Origin of the sequence: Devosia psychrophila, assembly GCF_000971275.1 — a bacterium.
Lineage (GTDB): Bacteria > Pseudomonadota > Alphaproteobacteria > Rhizobiales > Devosiaceae > Devosia > Devosia psychrophila.
Genome location: NZ_LAPV01000129.1, coordinates 142,915 through 160,413, shown reverse-complemented (window position 1 = coordinate 160,413; position 17,499 = coordinate 142,915). Strand labels below are relative to the sequence as shown.

Below are 17,499 nucleotides of genomic sequence, written 5' to 3'. Positions count from 1 at the left end.
ACGCCCCATTGCTCGGTTACTTGCCGCCCCAGGCAGCAGGGTAGTTTGCCATGCCTTCGCAACCGCACAGAGCGTAGTGCAGCGGGGGCATATCGGTATTGATGAAGCTATCCAGCGTGGCCTGGGTGATCGCCGGCTGCGGCAGGATCCATTCCGGGCTCGGAACGGCCTCACCCTTGAGGGTGCGCACAGCGGCAATGATCGGGGTGCGCCACTGATAGGACGGATAGGCTGGCGCGATGGCGGTCAGGCCCAGCTCCTTCCACTTCTGCAGGAAGTCCTGCTGGTCTTCGCCAACAAACACCGGCATGTCGTAGCCACCATCTTCGAAGGCTTCCACAGCGGCGACGGCGGTCGCGCCGGCATCCATCCAGATCGCGTCGATCTTGCCGCGCGCCAGATAGTCTTCGACGATCGACTTGGTCTTGGCATTGTCGCCATCGGTGAATTCGGCACCGACGATGTTGAGACCGGCATCTTCAAGCACATGCTTGCCACCCGAATAGCGGGTTTCCAGCACGTCGACGCCGGGCAGGATGCGCAGCATCAGCACGTTGCCGCCTGCCTTCACGTTATCGGCGATGAACTGGGCGCCCTGGATGCCGAAGCCATAGCCACCGACTGGGTGGATGAAGGTGACGGGGCAATCGGTGTTGACGCCACGGTCGAAAATGATGACCGGCAGCACGGCGCAGGCTTTTTCGACGGCCGGGGTCAGCGCCGCGGTCGTATTGGGCGAAACGATCAGGACCGAGCACTTGCCGCCCGCCAGCAGGTCGTCGATATCGGCGATCTGCTTGTCGTCGGAGCCTTCTGCGTCGACATGGATCAGCTCACCGATTTCGGGGTGGAGCTTTACTTCTTCCTGCATGTTGGTCCAGCCGACCACGCGCCACGGGTTGTTCACGCCGGCATTGGAGAAGCAGACGGTATAGGGGCCGTTCTTCTTGAACGCAGCCGTGTCCTTCATCGTCTCGACCAGATATTGCTCCCACGGCATGCCCTCAGGGCCCATCGGCGTTGCCGTTAGGAATTCCTTCTGGCGCGCAAATTCCGCCGGATCATCGAAATTGGGGGCCTGGGCAAAGGTGCCCCCGGTCAGTGCAAGGCCTGCGGCGAGCGCCAGGGCCAGTATCTTCTTCATAGTCATCCTCCCTTAGGGTTCATCTTCGTCGTTCGCGCAAGATTTCCTCCCTGTGCGCGAATGTCGTTGCCGAGCGTCACCGCCCGGTATGCTTGCGCCGCTGCACGGCAATGGCCACGGCGGCAATCAGGATGAGCCCCTGCACGATCTGGCGCACCGGCTGTGGCAGCCCCAGAAAGTTCAGCAGCGTGAAAATGGCAGAAAGCGTCAGGGCTCCGGCGATGGTGGCCGGCACCGAACCGCGCCCGCCGAGCAATAACGCCCCGCCCAGCACGGCTGCGGTGATCGCCTGCAACTCGTAACCGATGCCCACATCGGTCGAGACACCGGCAAAGCCGCCCAGCATGATGCCGGCCGCGACGGCGCTCAGCGACGAGACGATAAAGGCGATGATGCGGACCCGGTTGATCGGCACACCCGCGAGATTTGCCGCACGCGGATTATCGCCGATGGCATGGATCATGCGGCCCAGATTGGTGCGATGCATCAGCCAATACAGCGCATAGCCGAGCACCAGCAGCACGATGACGGCCACCGGCAGGATGCGGATCACAGGCAGGTCGGTGAAATTATACCGTCCAAAAAACCGGAAGCTGTCGGCGAGATAACCGCGCGGTGCGCCGCCCGACCACATGAAGGCGACGCCATTGAGCGTGATCATCATGCCCAGGGTGGCAATTAGCGACGGCACCTTAAGATAGCAGACGACCAGCCCGTTGATCAGCCCGACACCGATGCCGATGCCGAACATCACCGCGATCACCCACCACGTCGCATTGGGATCATTGTTGAGCAGCATCGACGAGCCCACGACGACCAGCGTGATCACTGAGCCCACCGACAGGTCGAAGCCGCCAGAGACGATCACATAGACTTGCCCCGCCGCGAGGATCGCCAGTGGCGCCGCGCGCTTCAGGAAGTTCATGTAGCCGGTCGGCTCCACGAAGGCAGGGTTCTGCAGTATGATGGCGACGATCAGCGCCGCCAGCACGAAATACACCGGATTGACCTGCGGCAGCTGCCGCTTCTGTCGATCTGCCTGTGGCAAGGTATTGTCGGTCATGCCGCCAACCTCTTGGAACGCACCGTGTAAAAGGCGACGGCCGCGACGATGATGATGCCGCGCAGCACCTGCTTGGCGAAGGCGTCCACGCCGGCAAGATTGAAGATCGAGTCGATGAGCGAGAAGATCATCACGCCCGCCATGGTGCCCCAGATACCGCCGCGACCGCCCGCCAGAACGGTGCCGCCGATGACGACCACGGCGATGGATTCAAGGTCATAGACGCCGTCGCTGCCGATCCATGGCGCGCCTGAGCGCAGGCGGCTGGCGAGATAGAGCCCGGCGATTGACGCACAGAGGCTGCACACCACATGCGCGCCGATGATGACGCGGCTGGTTTTGATACCGGCAACCCGCGCCGCATCCTTGTTGCCGCCCACCGAATAGATATCGGAGCCAAACCGCATGAAACGCAGCACGAACCAGGCCGCCGCCGCCAGCGCCAGCAGGAACACCAGGCTGAAGGGCACGCTGCCCATCGTTCCATAAGCAAATACCTGGAACTCCACCGGCACCTGTCCGACAAAATTGGACACGAACGCCGAAAGACAGCCCTGGATGATCAGGCTCATGCCCAGCGTTGCGATCAGCGGATTGATCTCGAGCCGGGCTATCAGCACGCCGTTGATCAGGCCGACCACCAGCCCCAACGCCAGCACCGCGCCAACCGCAGGCGCGATCATCGCTGGGTTGCCGTTCATCACCACAGACGCCAGCACAGCCGTTGCCGAGATCAGGCTGGCGACCGAAAGATCGATCGAGGAAACCAAAATGGCGAACGTCTGCCCGACAGCAGTAATGCCTAGGGCTATGGAGCGGCCGAGGATCGAAATCAGGTTGTCGAAAGTCAGATACTGCGTCTGCCCGGTGCCGACGGCAATTCCGACATAGGCCAGCAGCGCGAAGCCGAGCAGTAAAGCCGGTGCCCAGCGCTCGAAGCGGAACGTAAAGCGCGGCGGGTTAGCGATATCGCTCATGCCGCCACCTCGGTCTCGCCGGTTGCCGCCAGCATGATGTCGGTCTCGGCCGCGCCATTGGCAAATTCCGCCACGATGCTGCCGGAGCGCATTACGAGGATGCGGTCCGCCGCGCCGATCACTTCGGGCAGGTCGGAGGATATCATCATGATGGCGGTGCCCTGGCGGGCCAGTTCGCGCATCAAGTGATAAATACCGGCCTTGGCGTTGACGTCGATGCCGCGCGTCGGCTCGATGAAAATCAGCACTTTCGGCTTCAGCGCAATCCAGCGGGCCACGATGGCCTTTTGCTGGTTACCGCCCGAGAGAAACTTGATGTCCTGTTCGTATGACGCGGCCTTGACCTGCATCCGGTCGAGCAGGCCGTCCATGCTGGAAAGGTTCACGTGGGTGTTGGACTTATGGCTGGCGGCGAGGTTGCCGAAGGCGCGAGACGTCAGCATGCCATTGTCCCGCACCGACTGCATCAACACTAGGCCCTCGGCCTTGCGATCGCCCGGCAGCAGGCCAATGCCGCCGCGGATAGCGTCGCGCGGATGCGAAAAATTGGCATTAGCGCCGTTCAGCGTCACCGAGCCGCTGGTAAACGGCATTTGCCCAAAAATCGCCATGGCTAGAGCCACGCGCCCGGCGCCTTGAATGCCGGCAAAACCGATGATTTCACCCGCCCGCAGTTCGAGGCTGATATTACGCAGCACGGCATTGCCGGCATTTTGCACAGCCAGCACCACATTGCCGATTTCCGCTTCCGTGGCGGACGGCGCATAAAAGTCGGCGATATCGCGCCCGACCATGGCGTGAACCACGGCTTCGGGGACAGGAGGCATGTCGAAGCGCGCCGCCACTTCGCCATCCTTGAGCACCGTGACGCGGTCCGCCAGGCGGGCGACTTCGCGCATGCGATGGGTAATGTAGATTACCGCAGTGCCGCGTTCGCGCAGCTTGTCGATGGTCTGGAACAGCACTTCGCATTCGGCTTCGTTCAATGCGGCAGTGGGTTCGTCCATGACCACGACGCGGGCATCGAGCGAAATGGCCTTGGCGATTTCCACCATTTGCTGGGTGGCGACATCGAGGTCGCTGACAAAGGCATCCGGCGAAACACGGGCTCCGGCCCCGAACAGGTCCAGCACGCGCCGCGTTTCCGCCCGCATCGCGGCCATGTCCAGCATGCCGTTCCGCAGCGTTTCGCGCCCGAGGAAGATATTCTGCGCCACCGTACGTTCAGGCAGCAGCGAAAATTCCTGGTAGATCACCGAAATACCAGCCCTCAGCGACTCCACCGGATGCTTGACGGCAACCGGCTGGCCATTGAGCAGGATATTGCCCGCGTCAGGAACATAGACCCCCGACAAAATCTTGATCAGTGTCGACTTGCCCGCGCCATTTTCTCCCACCAGCGCGTGCACCTCGCCCGCATGGCAGGCAAAGCTGACGTCGCTCAGCGCCTTAACGCCGGGAAAGGCCTTTGAAATGTGGGCCATCTCGATGACCGGCGCAGCACTCATGGAGCCGCCTCCGCCCAGCCGCGCCGAATGAAGCTGATGGATTCGGAAAACAGCGTTTCAAAGTCTGGGAACAATGGCCGCCACACCCGCGTCGCCGCCGCCAGTTCCGGCAGTCCCGCGCCAAAGGCTTCTAGCGTCACCCAGCCGTCATAGCCTGTGCCCCGCACCGCAGAGAATATCTCGGCAAAGTCGATATGGCCACGACCCGGAATGCCCCGATCGTTTTCGGAAATATGCAGCACGCCCATGTCCTTGCCGAGCATTGCAATGGCGCGAGGTTGGTTCTGTTCTTCGATATTGGCGTGGAACGTATCGTACATGATGCGGAAAGCATGGTGATCGACCATGTGCACATAGGTCCGAGCCTGGGCCATGGTATTGAGGAAATAGGTCTCGAACCGGTTCAGGTGTTCGAGGCTGAGATAAATCCCATTGGTGCTGGCCCGTTCGGCCAAGGCGTGATGCGCCTCGGCCCCATAGCGCAATTCGTCCGGCGTCGGCCCCGAGCCGGTGAAATGACCGATAGGCGCATGGAACGGGCCGCCGACGCTTTCCGAACCCAGCGCAATGGCGCAATCCAGCGCCCAGTCGAGATGCTGTATTCCCGCCTTGCGAACAGCCGCGTCGCTGCTGACCGGATTTGCGTCGATCGATGGAATGACCGAGGTCGACGTGCGCCGCAGCCCTATCGTATCGAGCTCGCGTCCAAGCCACGCGTAATGCTCCGGGCCACCACGCAACACCGGCACTTCGACACCATCATAGCCGAGTTCCTTGAGGCGCCTGAGCTGACCCAGATGCTGCTCGTCTATAAAGCCGCTAAGGCACAGCAAATTGATGCCGACCTGCATAACTCTCCCTACGGCCGCCTATGGCGGGCCTCTACTGCCCCAGGTGTTCCGGGATGCGTTTCGTGCACAATGCATTCTTCTTCAACCGCGTAGCAATTTTTGAACGTTAGTAATGTTGACGCATCTTGAGCAATCGCCGGTTTGCCCCAGCTTCGGCCACTCCCGCAAATGTTGACTTTGTGGCTCATCTCTCCCTAGGCTGAGACCTGCTCAAGCCGTAGCGAAATACTCGCCCATAATCGGCAGGCATGCGTTCGAAATACCGCGCCGGTAAATTTCGAACAGCGGGAGGAATGTGATGGATACCAGGCACCCAGAGTTGGGCGCGACCCGCCCTGCCGTTTTCCGCGAGCCCGGAGCACTGCTCTATGCGGGGAATTGCAAGGATCTGCTGGATGCCTCGATTGCAGGCAAGGTGACCCTGAGCGCCTGGACCCGTCGCGGCTATCCCGGACGCGACCTTGGCGATGCACTACCGCAGGTCTGCTCGGTCGGCGGATGGGACGCGACCCAGCCGCAAGATTGGGGTCTGAAACTTCACTGCAATGAGGGCGTGAAAATCGCGTATGTGGCACGCGGACGTCTCACATTGACGCTTGACGGGGAGCGGTATGAGCTACGCGAGGGACAAATGTTCGTCGTGCGCCCCTGGCAATTGCATGCCTTCGGCGACCCCAATGTCGTCGCCAGCCAGATCGTCTGGGTGCTGTTCGACATGGGTACCCGACGCCCGCACGAGCAATGGCTATGGCCCAATTGGCTTGCCTGGCCTGAACGCGACCAGCAACGGCTGACCGAATTCCTGTCCAAAAACGAGGAGCCCTACTACCAGGCCTCGCGCGAGGTCGCTCACGATTTCCACCAGATCGCCAACATCGTCGCCACCAATGACATTGAGGGTGGCGAAATCCGCCTGCGGCTCACGATCTCCATGATGCTGATGCATTTTATGCAGCAACTCGAGGCCCAGGCGCCCGCCCTAACTGAAGCCTTGGCCCAGTCCAAGCGCACTGTGAAGATATTCCTGGAGCGCCTCAACCATGCCCTCGACGAAGACTGGACGCTGGAAAACATGGCCGCCGAGTGCAACCTGTCGCGCACCCAATTCAGCAAGCATTGCCTGTCGCTGACCAACACGACGCCGGTTCGCTACCTCCAGATGATCCGCCTCGAAGCCGCCCGCCGCATGCTGGCAGCGCAGCCAGCCTTGCAGGTGACCACCGTGGCCTACGACTGCGGTTTTTCCTCCAGCCAATATTTTGCCACCTGCTTCAAGCGCCGCTTCGGCATCTCACCCCTGGACGTTCGCCGCCAACCTCAGCTTCTGGCGGGCTAAACACCTGGCCCTTTTACGAATTCCCACTGCGTCCGACCACCATTCCGCATGGCAAATTGACGGCATCAGGTCCACTCCATAAGCCTTTCAGGCGATCGTATTCATTTGCCTGACACGGCAGCTTTCAGGATTCTGCTCACAGGGCTCCTATGTCGGGAATAAGGTCGAAAGCTACTTTCCGGCTGAGGTGCACTGCCTTACGGCATTGAACCCACTTACAAGTTTGGCAGTGCCAGGGAGCATACGTCAGGAACCCTACCGACGTTGCTGACCACCAAGAAGGATTCGTCTCTAAATTTGCTCCCAAATAGAGCAGCCAGGCAACCTGCACAAATTACGAGCGGTGCTCTTGACTCGTTTGCCTAGCGCCGACATGATTGGACAAATCGATAGTCATATATGGGCATTTGCGCCTCACTTTGGAACACAGCCGGGTTCCTTGGTGGGCTTTTTGTGTTGGATGGAAGAATGGCGCTGCGAGGCCGTAAAGTAGCGATAGGTGTGCTGTTTTCAGCTAGCGGGCCCTATGCCGCCATTGGCGCGGAAGGTCTGGCTGGCACAATTCTGGCCATCGACGAGATCAACGCCAGTGGTCAGCATGACTTTGTGCTCGAAGCCCAAGTTCGGGATCCTCAGGGTGCGACGGAGAACTATGCCGCTCTGGCCGCTGACATCGTCGCTACGTCGGGCGCCAGGCACATTATAGGATGCACAACCTCGTGGAGCCGCAAGGAAGTCATTCCGTTGCTCGAAAAAAGCAACACCATGCTTTGGTATCCTTGCCCCTACGAGGGCTTTGAGGCGCATGAGCAGGTTATCTACCTCGGCGCCTGCCCCAACCAGCATGTGCTGCCATTGCTTGAGTTCGCGCTGCCGCGGTTCGGTGCGGACGGGTACCTGGTGGGATCCAATTACATCTGGGGTTGGGAAACCAGCCGCATTGCCCGTGATGCCATGGAGGCGGCCGGCGGGCGTGTAGCCGGTGAGCGTTACGTTCCCCTCGGCGACGTCGATGTGGACCGGATCATCGAGGAAATCCGTCTCAAACGCCCCTCCTTCATCCTCAACACACTTATCGGGCCCTCTTCTTATGCCTTTCTCAAGGCATATGCCGAGCTTGGACGGGCGGACTCGTCGTTCCAGGCGGCATTGAGGCCGGTCTTGAGCTGCAACTTCTCCGAACCCGAGTTGGCACAGGTTGGCGCTGCGGCAGAGGGTCAAATTGCTGTCTCGCCGTACTTTCAAAATCTAGCCACCGAAGAGAACCAGCAGTTTCTCGGCGTGGTGGCCCGCCTGGCGCCTGAGACGGAACATGTGTCGGCATTCTTCGCGCAGGCCTATGCGGCAGTTCACCTGCTGGCAGCCGGGCTGTCGGCAACCGGCACCGACGATACCAAGACGGTGCTCGGCGCGGTGGCGGGCCGTGCGGTCTCGGCTCCTTTCGGTCCGATGGAGATCGAACGCTCCAATAATCATGCTGTTTTGACGCCGCGCATCGCACGGGCCACCTCTGCGGGTTTCGAGATCGTGGCTGACCAATGCGTCGCGATCCGTCCAGACCCTTATTTGGCCCATGTGGCGACCCGGTCCGCCCCGCACGCTTCCCATCTGCGGGTGGTGAAATGACCCGGCCCGCCTACACGCCCAATTTCGACGGCAAAAAGGCATTGATCCTGCATCGCCCCCATCCCGTGGTGGACGCCATAACAAGGCAATTGGCACAGCTGGGCATCTTTTGCGACACCTGCTGGCCTACGATTTCGGCCAGCGCTGCGGGCAGCGCTGACCTGATTTTTTTCGATGTGGATTTGGGCCATGATGAGCAGTTTCCATGGGAGCACGGACAAGCTCCATTGCCGGCCATTGCGCTTATCGGCTCTGAGGCACCCGGTCGCCTGGCTTGGGCGATAAGCTTGGGAGCTGACGCGCATCTGCTGAAACCAGTTGGCAGTGGTGGGGTGTTTACGGCGCTGGTTATTGCCTCGGAGTCGTTCGCCAGACGGGCAGCCATGCATAGCGAACTGGATGCACTGAGGGCTCGGCTTGAGCAGCGCGAAGCTATTGCCGAAGCGACGGCCTGCCTGATGCTGCAAGGCAACATGCCGGCTGAGGCGGCCTACGCTCAGCTCCGCCGCGAGGCAATGACGGCGCGACTGACTATCGAAGCCATGGCCGAGCAGATCGTGGACGAACTGAGGGCGGGCCATGTCCATCATCGTTCCTGAACTGGGCGAGCCCAGCGGCCCTACACGACCGATCCGGGCGCAATCTGTCTTCGGGCGCCTGCTCCATCGACCTATGGCAGTGGTCGGGATCATCATCATCGCGGTGGTAGTGCTGGCCGCCCTGTTTGCGCCGGTGCTGACACCGCATGACCCGAACGAGCAGTATTTCGAGGGCCTGACGCTCGAAGGCGCGCCGCTTGGGCCCAATGGGCAGTTCTGGTTCGGCACGGACCTGCTTGGCCGTGACTTGTTGAGCCGGCTGATCGTCGGGGCGCAAACTTCACTGATCATCGGCGTCGTCGCCAACGGCCTTGCAGTGATCATTGGATCGCTTGTCGGTATCACGGCCGGCTATTTCCGCGGCATTGTGGGCGCCGTGCTGATGCGCTTCACCGACCTGATGATGAGCTTCCCGGCGCTGCTGCTGGCCATCGTCCTTGCCGCCATATTCCGCCCCAGCCTGTGGATCGTGGCGCTCGTGATTGCCATGGTGAACTGGGTGCAGATCGCCCGCGTGCTCTATACTGAAACGCGGTCCCTGTCGGAGCGCGAATTTATCGAGGCCGAGCGCTCGCTGGGCGCCGGGTCCATGCTGATCCTGTGGCGCCATATCCTGCCGCATCTGGTTTCGACCATCATCGTGTGGGCCACGCTGGGCATCTCCACCACCGTACTGCTAGAGGCGACACTGAGTTTTCTCGGCATTGGCGTCAGGCCGCCGACGCCGAGTTGGGGCAACATCATCTTCGAGAACCAGACCTATTTCGCGACAGCACCCTGGCTGGTGTTCATTCCCGGCGCGGCCATCCTGTTGCTATCGCTGGCTTTCAACGTTCTTGGGGACGCACTGCGCGACATTCTCGATCCGACCCAGCAAGGGAGGGCGGCATGATCGGCTATCTCGCCCGTCGGCTGGGCCAGGCGGCGCTGATCCTCCTCGGCATCAGTGTGGTGACCTTTGTTCTGCTTTACCTTTTGCCGGCTGACCCGGTTCGACAGATCGCCGGGCGCAGTGCTACGGCTGAAACAGTCGAAAACATCCGTCGCCAACTCGGTCTCGACCTGCCGCTCTGGGAGCAGTATTGGCGTTATCTCAGCAATCTCCTGTCCGGTAATCTGGGCCGTTCTTACCTGCAGAAAAGCGAAGTCTCCGAGCTGATCGCGGCGCGTTTGCCAGCGAGCCTGCTGCTTATGGTCGGCGCGATTGCCTGCGAGCTGACCATTGGCCTGACCATGGGTGTCGTGGCTGCGGTGCGACGGGGCGGGTGGGTAGACAACCTGCTGATGGTGTTTTCGTTTATCAGCGTATCGGCGCCGCAGTTCGTCATAGCCATCCTGCTGCTCTACGTCTTTGCCGTAAAGCTCGGCTGGTTCCCCATTGGCGGCTACGGTACCTTCGCTCATCTGGTGCTGCCCTCGCTGACGCTGGGACTGCTCGGCGCCGGCTGGTATGCGCGGATGATGCGCTCGACCATGATCGAGGTGCTGCGGCAGGATTACATCCGCACCGCTCAATCGAAGGGCCTGCGCGGTCGCATCGTGCTGTTCCGACACGCCATCCCCAACGCCATCCTGCCCATCGTTGCGATGATCGGCATCGACATCGGCATGTTCATGAGCGGGATAGTCGTGGTCGAAAGCGTCTTCGGCTGGCCGGGTATCGGCCAGCTTGCCTGGCAGGCGATCCAGCGCGTCGACATTCCCATCATCATGGGCGTCACGCTGGTGTCGGCCTGCGCCATCGTTATCGGCAACCTCGTTGCCGACCTCGTCGCCCCGCTCATCGATCCGCGCATCAAGTTGCGCTGACCACACCAACCAAGGAGAGACCAAGCATGCGTAGATTGCTGTTATCCGGAATAGCCCTGGCCGTCATGACTATGGCATCCCCGGTTTTTGCCCAGGCCGAAAAGCAGGGTGGCTCGATGATCGTCACCTACAAGGACGATGTCGCCACGCTCGATCCTGCCATCGGCTACGATTGGCAGAACTGGTCGATGATCAAGTCGCTGTTCGACAGCTTGATGGACTACGAACCGGGCACCTCGACCCTCACCACCGACCTGGCCGAAAGCTACACCATTTCAGACGACGGCCTGACCTATACGTTCAAGCTGCGCCAGGGCATTAAATTCCACAACGGTCGCGAAATGACCGCCGAGGACGTCAAATACTCGCTCGACCGTGTTACCGATCCTGCAACGCAGAGTCCGGGCGCCGGTTTTTTTGTCTCGATAGAAGGGTTCGACGCAGCATCGGACGGCTCGGCAAAGGGCCTGTCTGGCGTTACCGCGGTTGATCCGCTGACGGTCGAGATCAAGCTGACCCGCCCTGACGCCACGTTCCTCCATGTCGTAGCGCTCAACTTCTCTTCGATCGTGCCAAAGGAAGTGGTGGACGAGTTCGGCGCCGATTTCGGCAAGCACCCGGTCGGCACCGGCGCCTATTCGCTTGCCGAATGGACCCTTGGTCAGCGGCTCGTCTTCGCTCGCAACGCCGACTACTGGAAAGCCGGCGTCCCCAAGATGGACGAGATCGTTTTCGAGATCGGCCAAGAGCCGACGGTGGCACTGCTGCGACTGCAAAACGGTGAAGTCGACGTGCTGGGCGATGGCATTCCCCCCGCGCAGTTCCTCGAGGTCAAGGACAACCCGGATTATGCGGACATGATCATCGAGGGTGGCCAGCTTCAGACCGGCTATATCACGCTGAACGTGACCATTCCGCCGTTCGACAATCTGGACGTACGTAAGGCCATCAACATGGCCATCAACAAGGAGCGCATTGTCCGGATCATCAACAATCGCGCCGTGATTGCCAACCAGCCACTGCCCCCCACCATGCCTGGCTACACCGAAGGCTACGAGGGTATCCCATACGATGTCGAAGGCGCCAAGGCTCTGCTGGCGCAGGCTGGCTTGTCCGAGGGTTTCACGACGGAACTCTACGTCTACAACGTCGATCCCAATCCACGTATCGCCCAGGCTATCCAACAGGATCTGGCAGCAATCGGCATCACTGTCGAACTCCTCTCTCTGGCACAGGCTAACGTCATCGAGGCGGGCGGCGCGGGCACTGCACCGATGATCTGGTCGGGCGGCATGGCGTGGATCGCCGACTTCCCGGATCCATCCAACTTCTACGGTCCAATCCTCGGTTGCTCCGGCGCTGCAGACGGCGGCTGGAACTGGTCGAAATACTGCAACGAAGACCTCGACGCCATGGCGACTGCCGCTGACTCGATGATCGACCCCGCAAAGCAGGCCGATCGCTATAAGGCGTGGAGCGACGTCTACATGGGCGTGATGGCCGACGCACCTTGGGTGCCGGTGTTCAACGAACAGCGCTTCACCATGAAGTCGGCTCGCCTGGGTGGCCCGGACGCCATCTTCGTCGATCCCGTCCACATTCCCGTCAACTACGACTATGTGTTTGATAAAAATGTGCAGTAACTGCGACTACACCATACACCGGGTAAACCATCACTTCGGGTGGGATCATTCGATCCTGCCCGTCGAGAGGATCGCACCGGGATCATCGGTTTACTTCGAATGTCTCGACAGCGGCGCCGGACACTTCACGCCCGGCAGCACCGTGGCCGACGTCTCGACGCTCGATTTTTCCAAGGTTAATCCGGTCACAGGCCCCATCTATATCGATGGGGCCCAGCCCGGGGACGCGCTAAAAATCACTATGGAGGGCTTCGAGCCCTCCGGCTTTGGCTGGACCGCCAATATTCCCGGTTTTGGATTGCTGGCGGACCAGTTCAAGGATCCGGCGCTGACGCTGTGGAGCTATGACAAGGTCAGCATGACGCCGGCTGCCTTCTCCAAGAACGGCAAGGTGCCGTTGAAGCCGTTCTGCGGTGAAATGGGTGTGGCTCCGGCGGCACCCGGGAACCACTCCCAGGTACCGCCGCGCCGGGTGGGCGGCAATCTCGATATCCGCGATCTCACCACGGGCACGGTGCTTTACCTGCCGGTCGAAGTCGAGGGCGCGCTGTTCTCGGTGGGCGACACGCATGCGGCGCAAGGCGATGGCGAAGTTTGCGGAACCGCCATGGAGAGCCAGATGAACGTGGCGCTCAAGTTCGAGCTGGTAAAGGGCGCCAACCTTGCCATGCCGCGCTTCACCACGTCCGGGCCGGTGACCAGCCATCTCGATGCCAAGGGCTACGAGGTTACAACCGGCATCGGGTCCGACTTGATGTCGGGCGCGCGCGACGCGGTTTCCGGCATGATCGACTTGCTAGGCAGCCAATACGGCCTTTCTGCCGAGGAGGCCTACATGCTTTGCTCGGTATGCGGCGATCTCAGGATTTCCGAAATCGTCGATATGCCCAACTGGGTGGTGAGCTTCTACTTCCCAAGGATCGTATTCGAGTGATTGCCGAAGCTGCCACACTGTTCGAACTGCGCGGCCTCGTCACCGAGGTCGCGTCCTCCTCTGCACCGCGGCGCGTAGTAGACGGGCTTAGCTTCACGCTCGAGCGCGGCAAGACTCTCTGCATTGCCGGGGAATCGGGCTCGGGCAAATCCATGACCGCGCTCTCGCTCATGGGCCTGCTGCCTCAGCCCATGGCGCGCGTCGCTTCCGGATCTGCCTTGTACAAAGGGCGCGACCTGTTCGGTCTGGCTCCGGATGCAATGCGCCTCATTCGCGGTCGCGAGATTGGCATGATCTTCCAGGAGCCGATGACGTCGCTCAACCCGGTCTTGACCATCGGCCGCCAACTATTCGAGGCGATCACGGCAAACGCCACGCTGTCCGCAACTGAAGTAAGGGCCCGGGCGCTTCACCTGCTCGATCAGGTGCAGATCCCGGAGGCAGCGCGGCGGTTGACGCAGTATCCGCACGAGCTCTCTGGCGGCATGCGGCAGCGCGTGATGATCGCCATCGCTCTGAGCCAAAAGCCGGATATCCTGATCGCCGACGAGCCGACCACGGCGCTCGACGTCACCGTTCAGGCGCAGATTCTAAGTCTCATCCGCCTGCTGCAGCAGGAGACCGGTACCGCGGTCATCATGATTACCCACGACATGGGCGTGGTTGCGGAAATGGCCGACCATGTGCTGGTAATGAAAGACGGCCGCCAAGTCGAGACAGGAACGGCGGGCAACATTTTCAATGCCCCTCGCGAGGCATACACAAAGGCGCTGCTCGCGGCCGTTCCGCGCCTCGGCGCCATGGCTGGCACCAGCTTGCCGAGGCGCGCCAATCAACCGCCGAACAGTGCCAGGGAGGTCGTCGCTGTCGACAATCTGACCGTGCGTTTTGACCTGCGCGGCGGCTTGCTGCGCCAGGTCAATCAACGCGTGCATGCGGTCGAGGGCATTTCGTTCCGCCTTCATGCGGGCGAGACGCTGGCTTTGGTGGGCGAAAGCGGCTGCGGCAAGTCCACGACTGGCCGGGCGCTGCTTAATCTGGTGCCCTATACCGGCGACATCAGCGTCAACGGCACTCACATCGCGGGCCTGCGGCCCGACCAGATGAAGCCGATCCGCCGCGATATCCAGATGATCTTCCAAGATCCGTATGCCTCACTCGATCCACGCATGCGGGTGGGTGAACTCGTCGCAGAGCCCCTGAAAATCCACCGTCTCGCCAAAGGGAGCGAGTTGACTGACCGTGTCGAATACCTGTTCCGGCGCGTCGGTTTGCCCGCGGAAGCAGCATCCCGCTATCCGCACGAATTCTCCGGCGGCCAGCGCCAACGCATTTGCATTGCGCGTGCCCTGTCACTTTCACCCAAAGTCATCGTCGCCGACGAAAGCGTTTCGGCCCTCGATGTCACGATCCAGGCACAGGTCCTAGAACTCATGCAGGACATCCAGAACGAAACGGGGATCGCCTATCTTTTCATCTCGCATGATATGGCCGTGGTCGAGCAGATCAGCCATCGGGTGGCGGTGATGTATATGGGGCGCTTCGTTGAAATTGGCACGCGCGCGCAAATCTTCGAAAACCCGCAGCACGATTATACCCGCAAGCTGATGGCGGCAGTCCCCGTTCCCGACCCGTTGCGTCACCGCCGCGGCTACGTGCCATTCGGGGGCGAGTTGCCTAGCTCAGTGCACTCGGTTCGTTATGAACCCCAACCAGCGGTCTATCGCGATGTCGGTGCCGGTCATCTCGTCGCGGAACCGGCCATCTAGTGCTGAAAGGCGAAACTGCACGCCACTGCCGTAGGGCGGCGAAGGATCATGTAACGCAATCTGGGTTTTGATGGGTGACTCCTGAAGAGAAGGTCCACTATCATTTCTACGTACAGCCAAAGCAGCCAACCCGCTGCCGGCCCTACCTGCCCTGCGCCGGCCTTTGCCTAGGGGTCGTCAATGGGGTGGAGGCTGTGTGAAAACTCCTGATTATGCTATGATGTGGCACTGCTTCGGACGTGCCAGATGGGACGTTTCGTTGAAGTTGCTGACCGACAGCAGGCGAGCTTTCTGCCGGCGTGTCTCGAAGACAATGTGGAAGCGGATAACCCAGTTCGCATCATCGATGCCTTTGCCGATGAACTGGATCTGGCCGAACTCGGCTTCGCCCGCGTCCAGCCCGCATCGACCAGCAGACCCGGCTACGCGCCGGGCACGATGCTCAAGCACTACGTCTATGGGTACCTGCATCAGCTGACCTCGAGCCGGAAGCTGGAGCGGCAGGGTGACCGCGTTCTTCGGTTGCCGGACACCAAAAGAATTCTGCAGAGACTACGGTCTCAACCTTCGTGCTATCCAGCACGGAGATCCCGAAGCTGTGCGCCATTTCGCAGGTATGACGGCGCCGACGGCGATAAACTCATCCGTTGGACGCCAAGACGCATCAATCGGCATCTGATGGTCCTCAACGGTACGATGCTAGAAACGAAGGTCAACCCGCGCTCCGTAATACGGATTTGTCCGCGCTGTGCGATGGGCTCAATAGCCGCATGGCCGGGAACCGCGCTTGATCAAGTGGTTACCGGTCGAGCCGAATGGACTGCCGCCGTCGTCGACGTTTGTCTCGATCATGGCGTCGCTCTAATCTCGCTTAGGGGTCCTCAGCTCGACGTGCCGAGGTTGGACCCGGGCTACCAGACCAGCCTGCTACTCGACGAGCTGCACAGCATCCAGCCTGTGTACACGAAGATCGACGACTTCCAGCGCTACGTGCTTTCGAGGCTCGGGATAATTGCTGCCAAGGAGTCTGCCTTATTGGACAAAATCTCGCTGGAAGCGGTGACCCAAATTTGCCACTCCGCGGGCCACGATCTGATGCGGCAGCGCCCGCATGTCGGCGTCATCGCTGGAAAGGATCGACGTGCAGCGGGTTTTGACCTCCTGGGTCACGGCGCTGCACAATTCGAACAATTATTGATTGAGCCACGCGAAGGGGTGCGAGTCCGCCAAAGAGCTCGCAGCGTCTTACCCCGTCTGCCAGAACATCTCGCCAAGTACCGGTTGCGTGATACCCAATGTTGCGAGCTGATTGAAAAGGTATTCTATATTTTGTTTCGAATTCTAACTCATGCAGAGGGGGAGATGCTGCTCGGCCGGATCTGCCCTGGCAGACAAAGCCCTTTTTGATTTTCGATCGCGTAGCAGTCGAAGCTTTTGGCGATCCGTACTTATCGATTAGAGGGGCAAGACGCTTGCTGGTTTTAGATCGTAACGTGCGAACGCTTTCCGCATGGGACTGACGGCCGCAATTAGCATCCCTGGCACCAAACTTAGTGGGACCACCTCCATCTTCTATCGCAGGTCCGAAGTAGAAAGCCTCCGAGGCTTGCCACTCGACTCGTAAAATTTGGGGCGCTGTATACTGTAGCTGAAGCCGCCATGACATATCAGAGGACCACGCGGGATCGCGTGGTCCTTTTTGTTTGCGTTAGAGCTGCGACCTGGGCGGCGGACCTTTTGGGGTAGTAAGATACATTTCAACCGTCTGTAAAAAAGAGCTTTTGGCCCCGTTGGATAGAAGGTTTGAGGTGACTACATCAAAGGTCGGGCCCTTGGATATTCCACTGCCCGACCTTCGCATTTTCTAGGTAGACCAGACTGATATGCTAAGTGGCCAAGCTGGTGTACAACAGCCGGAAATCTTGGAGATAGGTCAATGTCCCGCGTCTACGAAATGGAAAGCGTGCTCACGCCGGGTGAGGTGACGCGGGTGGATGCGAACAAGTTTGCTGCAATGCGTGAGGCCTATCTGGCCGTGCTTCCGACCGGAAGGCCTGGCCTGACCGACGCTGAAATTCGTGCCCTGATCGAGCCCATCCTGTCACAGGTGCACTTTCCGGACGGCGCTGCGGCCGGGTGGTGGCGAAAAGGGGTTCAGCTGGATCTGGAAGCCAAAGGCATTATCGGCCGGACGCTCAAGAAGCCCGCGCGATTTTTCCTTTTGTAGCCCAGCCGCCGAG

The 17,499-nt window shown here is 60.5% G+C and carries 15 protein-coding genes; 10 read left to right on the top strand and 5 right to left on the bottom strand.

Features of this window, described 5'->3' with window-relative positions; all coding sequences use genetic code 11:
- Positions 1-16: 16 nt before the first annotated feature.
- From WH91_RS13005 to WH91_RS12985, 5 genes are all read right to left on the bottom strand, one after another.
- Positions 17-1,144, bottom strand: coding sequence for a substrate-binding domain-containing protein (locus tag WH91_RS13005; RefSeq protein WP_046171426.1), 1,128 nt, complete (start codon positions 1,142-1,144; stop codon positions 17-19).
- A 76-nt stretch (positions 1,145-1,220) separates the two neighbouring features.
- Complete coding sequence (locus tag WH91_RS13000; RefSeq protein ID WP_046171425.1) at positions 1,221-2,207, bottom strand: ABC transporter permease; 987 nt, start codon at positions 2,205-2,207, stop codon at positions 1,221-1,223.
- Positions 2,204-3,184, bottom strand: a complete 981-nt coding sequence (locus WH91_RS12995; RefSeq protein ID WP_046171424.1) for an ABC transporter permease — start codon at positions 3,182-3,184, stop codon at positions 2,204-2,206. Before WH91_RS12995 ends, WH91_RS13000 begins: the two co-directional genes overlap by 4 nt.
- The gene (locus WH91_RS12990) at positions 3,181-4,692 is read right to left on the bottom strand and encodes a sugar ABC transporter ATP-binding protein (RefSeq protein WP_046171423.1); all 1,512 of its coding nucleotides are present in this window, start codon (positions 4,690-4,692) and stop codon (positions 3,181-3,183) included. Before WH91_RS12990 ends, WH91_RS12995 begins: the two co-directional genes overlap by 4 nt.
- Positions 4,689-5,543 (bottom strand): sugar phosphate isomerase/epimerase family protein, encoded by an 855-nt coding sequence (locus tag WH91_RS12985; RefSeq protein WP_046171422.1) that lies wholly within the window; start codon positions 5,541-5,543, stop codon positions 4,689-4,691. Before WH91_RS12985 ends, WH91_RS12990 begins: the two co-directional genes overlap by 4 nt.
- 298 nt (positions 5,544-5,841) lie before the next feature.
- Here WH91_RS12985 and WH91_RS12980 point away from each other — a divergent pair, with 298 nt between their 5' ends.
- From WH91_RS12980 to WH91_RS12935, 10 genes are all read left to right on the top strand, one after another.
- Positions 5,842-6,879, top strand: coding sequence for a helix-turn-helix transcriptional regulator (locus WH91_RS12980; RefSeq protein ID WP_046171421.1), 1,038 nt, complete (start codon positions 5,842-5,844; stop codon positions 6,877-6,879).
- A gap of 399 nt (positions 6,880-7,278) precedes the next feature.
- Entirely contained in the window at positions 7,279-8,505 is a 1,227-nt protein-coding gene (locus WH91_RS12975) for a transporter substrate-binding domain-containing protein (protein WP_248305820.1), read from the top strand.
- On the top strand, positions 8,502-9,104 hold the full coding sequence (locus WH91_RS12970) for an ANTAR domain-containing response regulator (RefSeq protein ID WP_046171419.1): 603 nt from the start codon (positions 8,502-8,504) through the stop codon (positions 9,102-9,104). Before WH91_RS12975 ends, WH91_RS12970 begins: the two co-directional genes overlap by 4 nt.
- Positions 9,085-9,996, top strand: coding sequence for an ABC transporter permease (locus WH91_RS12965; protein WP_074797415.1), 912 nt, complete (start codon positions 9,085-9,087; stop codon positions 9,994-9,996). Before WH91_RS12970 ends, WH91_RS12965 begins: the two co-directional genes overlap by 20 nt.
- Positions 9,993-10,913, top strand: a complete 921-nt coding sequence (locus tag WH91_RS12960) for an ABC transporter permease (protein WP_046171418.1) — start codon at positions 9,993-9,995, stop codon at positions 10,911-10,913. Before WH91_RS12965 ends, WH91_RS12960 begins: the two co-directional genes overlap by 4 nt.
- Positions 10,914-10,939: 26 nt before the next feature.
- Entirely contained in the window at positions 10,940-12,556 is a 1,617-nt protein-coding gene (locus WH91_RS12955) for an ABC transporter substrate-binding protein (RefSeq protein ID WP_046171417.1), read from the top strand.
- Positions 12,546-13,490, top strand: a complete 945-nt coding sequence (locus WH91_RS12950; protein ID WP_046171416.1) for an acetamidase/formamidase family protein — start codon at positions 12,546-12,548, stop codon at positions 13,488-13,490. Before WH91_RS12955 ends, WH91_RS12950 begins: the two co-directional genes overlap by 11 nt.
- Positions 13,487-15,259 carry an ABC transporter ATP-binding protein gene (locus tag WH91_RS12945; protein ID WP_244542355.1) on the top strand — a complete coding sequence of 591 codons (1,773 nt, stop codon included), beginning with the start codon at positions 13,487-13,489 and terminating at the stop codon, positions 15,257-15,259. Before WH91_RS12950 ends, WH91_RS12945 begins: the two co-directional genes overlap by 4 nt.
- 246 nt (positions 15,260-15,505) lie before the next feature.
- Entirely contained in the window at positions 15,506-16,666 is a 1,161-nt protein-coding gene (locus WH91_RS26145) for a transposase (RefSeq protein ID WP_158409562.1), read from the top strand.
- Positions 16,667-17,195: 529 nt separating this feature from the next.
- On the top strand, positions 17,196-17,486 hold the full coding sequence (locus tag WH91_RS12935; protein WP_046171415.1) for a DUF6958 family protein: 291 nt from the start codon (positions 17,196-17,198) through the stop codon (positions 17,484-17,486).
- The last annotated feature ends 13 nt before the right edge of the window (positions 17,487-17,499 follow it).

Bases quoted from the DNA above. Each gene is read 5' to 3' on its own strand.
- WH91_RS12975 (WP_248305820.1), top strand. From the start codon at position 7,279: ATGGGCATTTGCGCCTCACTTTGGAACACAGCCGGGTTCCTTGGTGGG.
- WH91_RS12995 (WP_046171424.1), bottom strand. From the start codon at position 3,184: ATGAGCGATATCGCTAACCCGCCGCGCTTTACGTTCCGCTTCGAGCGC.
- WH91_RS12955 (WP_046171417.1), top strand. From the start codon at position 10,940: ATGCGTAGATTGCTGTTATCCGGAATAGCCCTGGCCGTCATGACTATG.
- WH91_RS26145 (WP_158409562.1), top strand. From the start codon at position 15,506: ATGGGACGTTTCGTTGAAGTTGCTGACCGACAGCAGGCGAGCTTTCTG.
- WH91_RS13000 (WP_046171425.1), bottom strand. From the start codon at position 2,207: ATGACCGACAATACCTTGCCACAGGCAGATCGACAGAAGCGGCAGCTG.
- WH91_RS12985 (WP_046171422.1), bottom strand. From the start codon at position 5,543: ATGCAGGTCGGCATCAATTTGCTGTGCCTTAGCGGCTTTATAGACGAG.
- WH91_RS12970 (WP_046171419.1), top strand. From the start codon at position 8,502: ATGACCCGGCCCGCCTACACGCCCAATTTCGACGGCAAAAAGGCATTG.
- WH91_RS12980 (WP_046171421.1), top strand. From the start codon at position 5,842: ATGGATACCAGGCACCCAGAGTTGGGCGCGACCCGCCCTGCCGTTTTC.
- WH91_RS12960 (WP_046171418.1), top strand. From the start codon at position 9,993: ATGATCGGCTATCTCGCCCGTCGGCTGGGCCAGGCGGCGCTGATCCTC.
- WH91_RS12990 (WP_046171423.1), bottom strand. From the start codon at position 4,692: ATGAGTGCTGCGCCGGTCATCGAGATGGCCCACATTTCAAAGGCCTTT.
- WH91_RS12950 (WP_046171416.1), top strand. From the start codon at position 12,546: ATGTGCAGTAACTGCGACTACACCATACACCGGGTAAACCATCACTTC.
- WH91_RS12935 (WP_046171415.1), top strand. From the start codon at position 17,196: ATGTCCCGCGTCTACGAAATGGAAAGCGTGCTCACGCCGGGTGAGGTG.
- WH91_RS13005 (WP_046171426.1), bottom strand. From the start codon at position 1,144: ATGAAGAAGATACTGGCCCTGGCGCTCGCCGCAGGCCTTGCACTGACC.
- WH91_RS12965 (WP_074797415.1), top strand. From the start codon at position 9,085: ATGTCCATCATCGTTCCTGAACTGGGCGAGCCCAGCGGCCCTACACGA.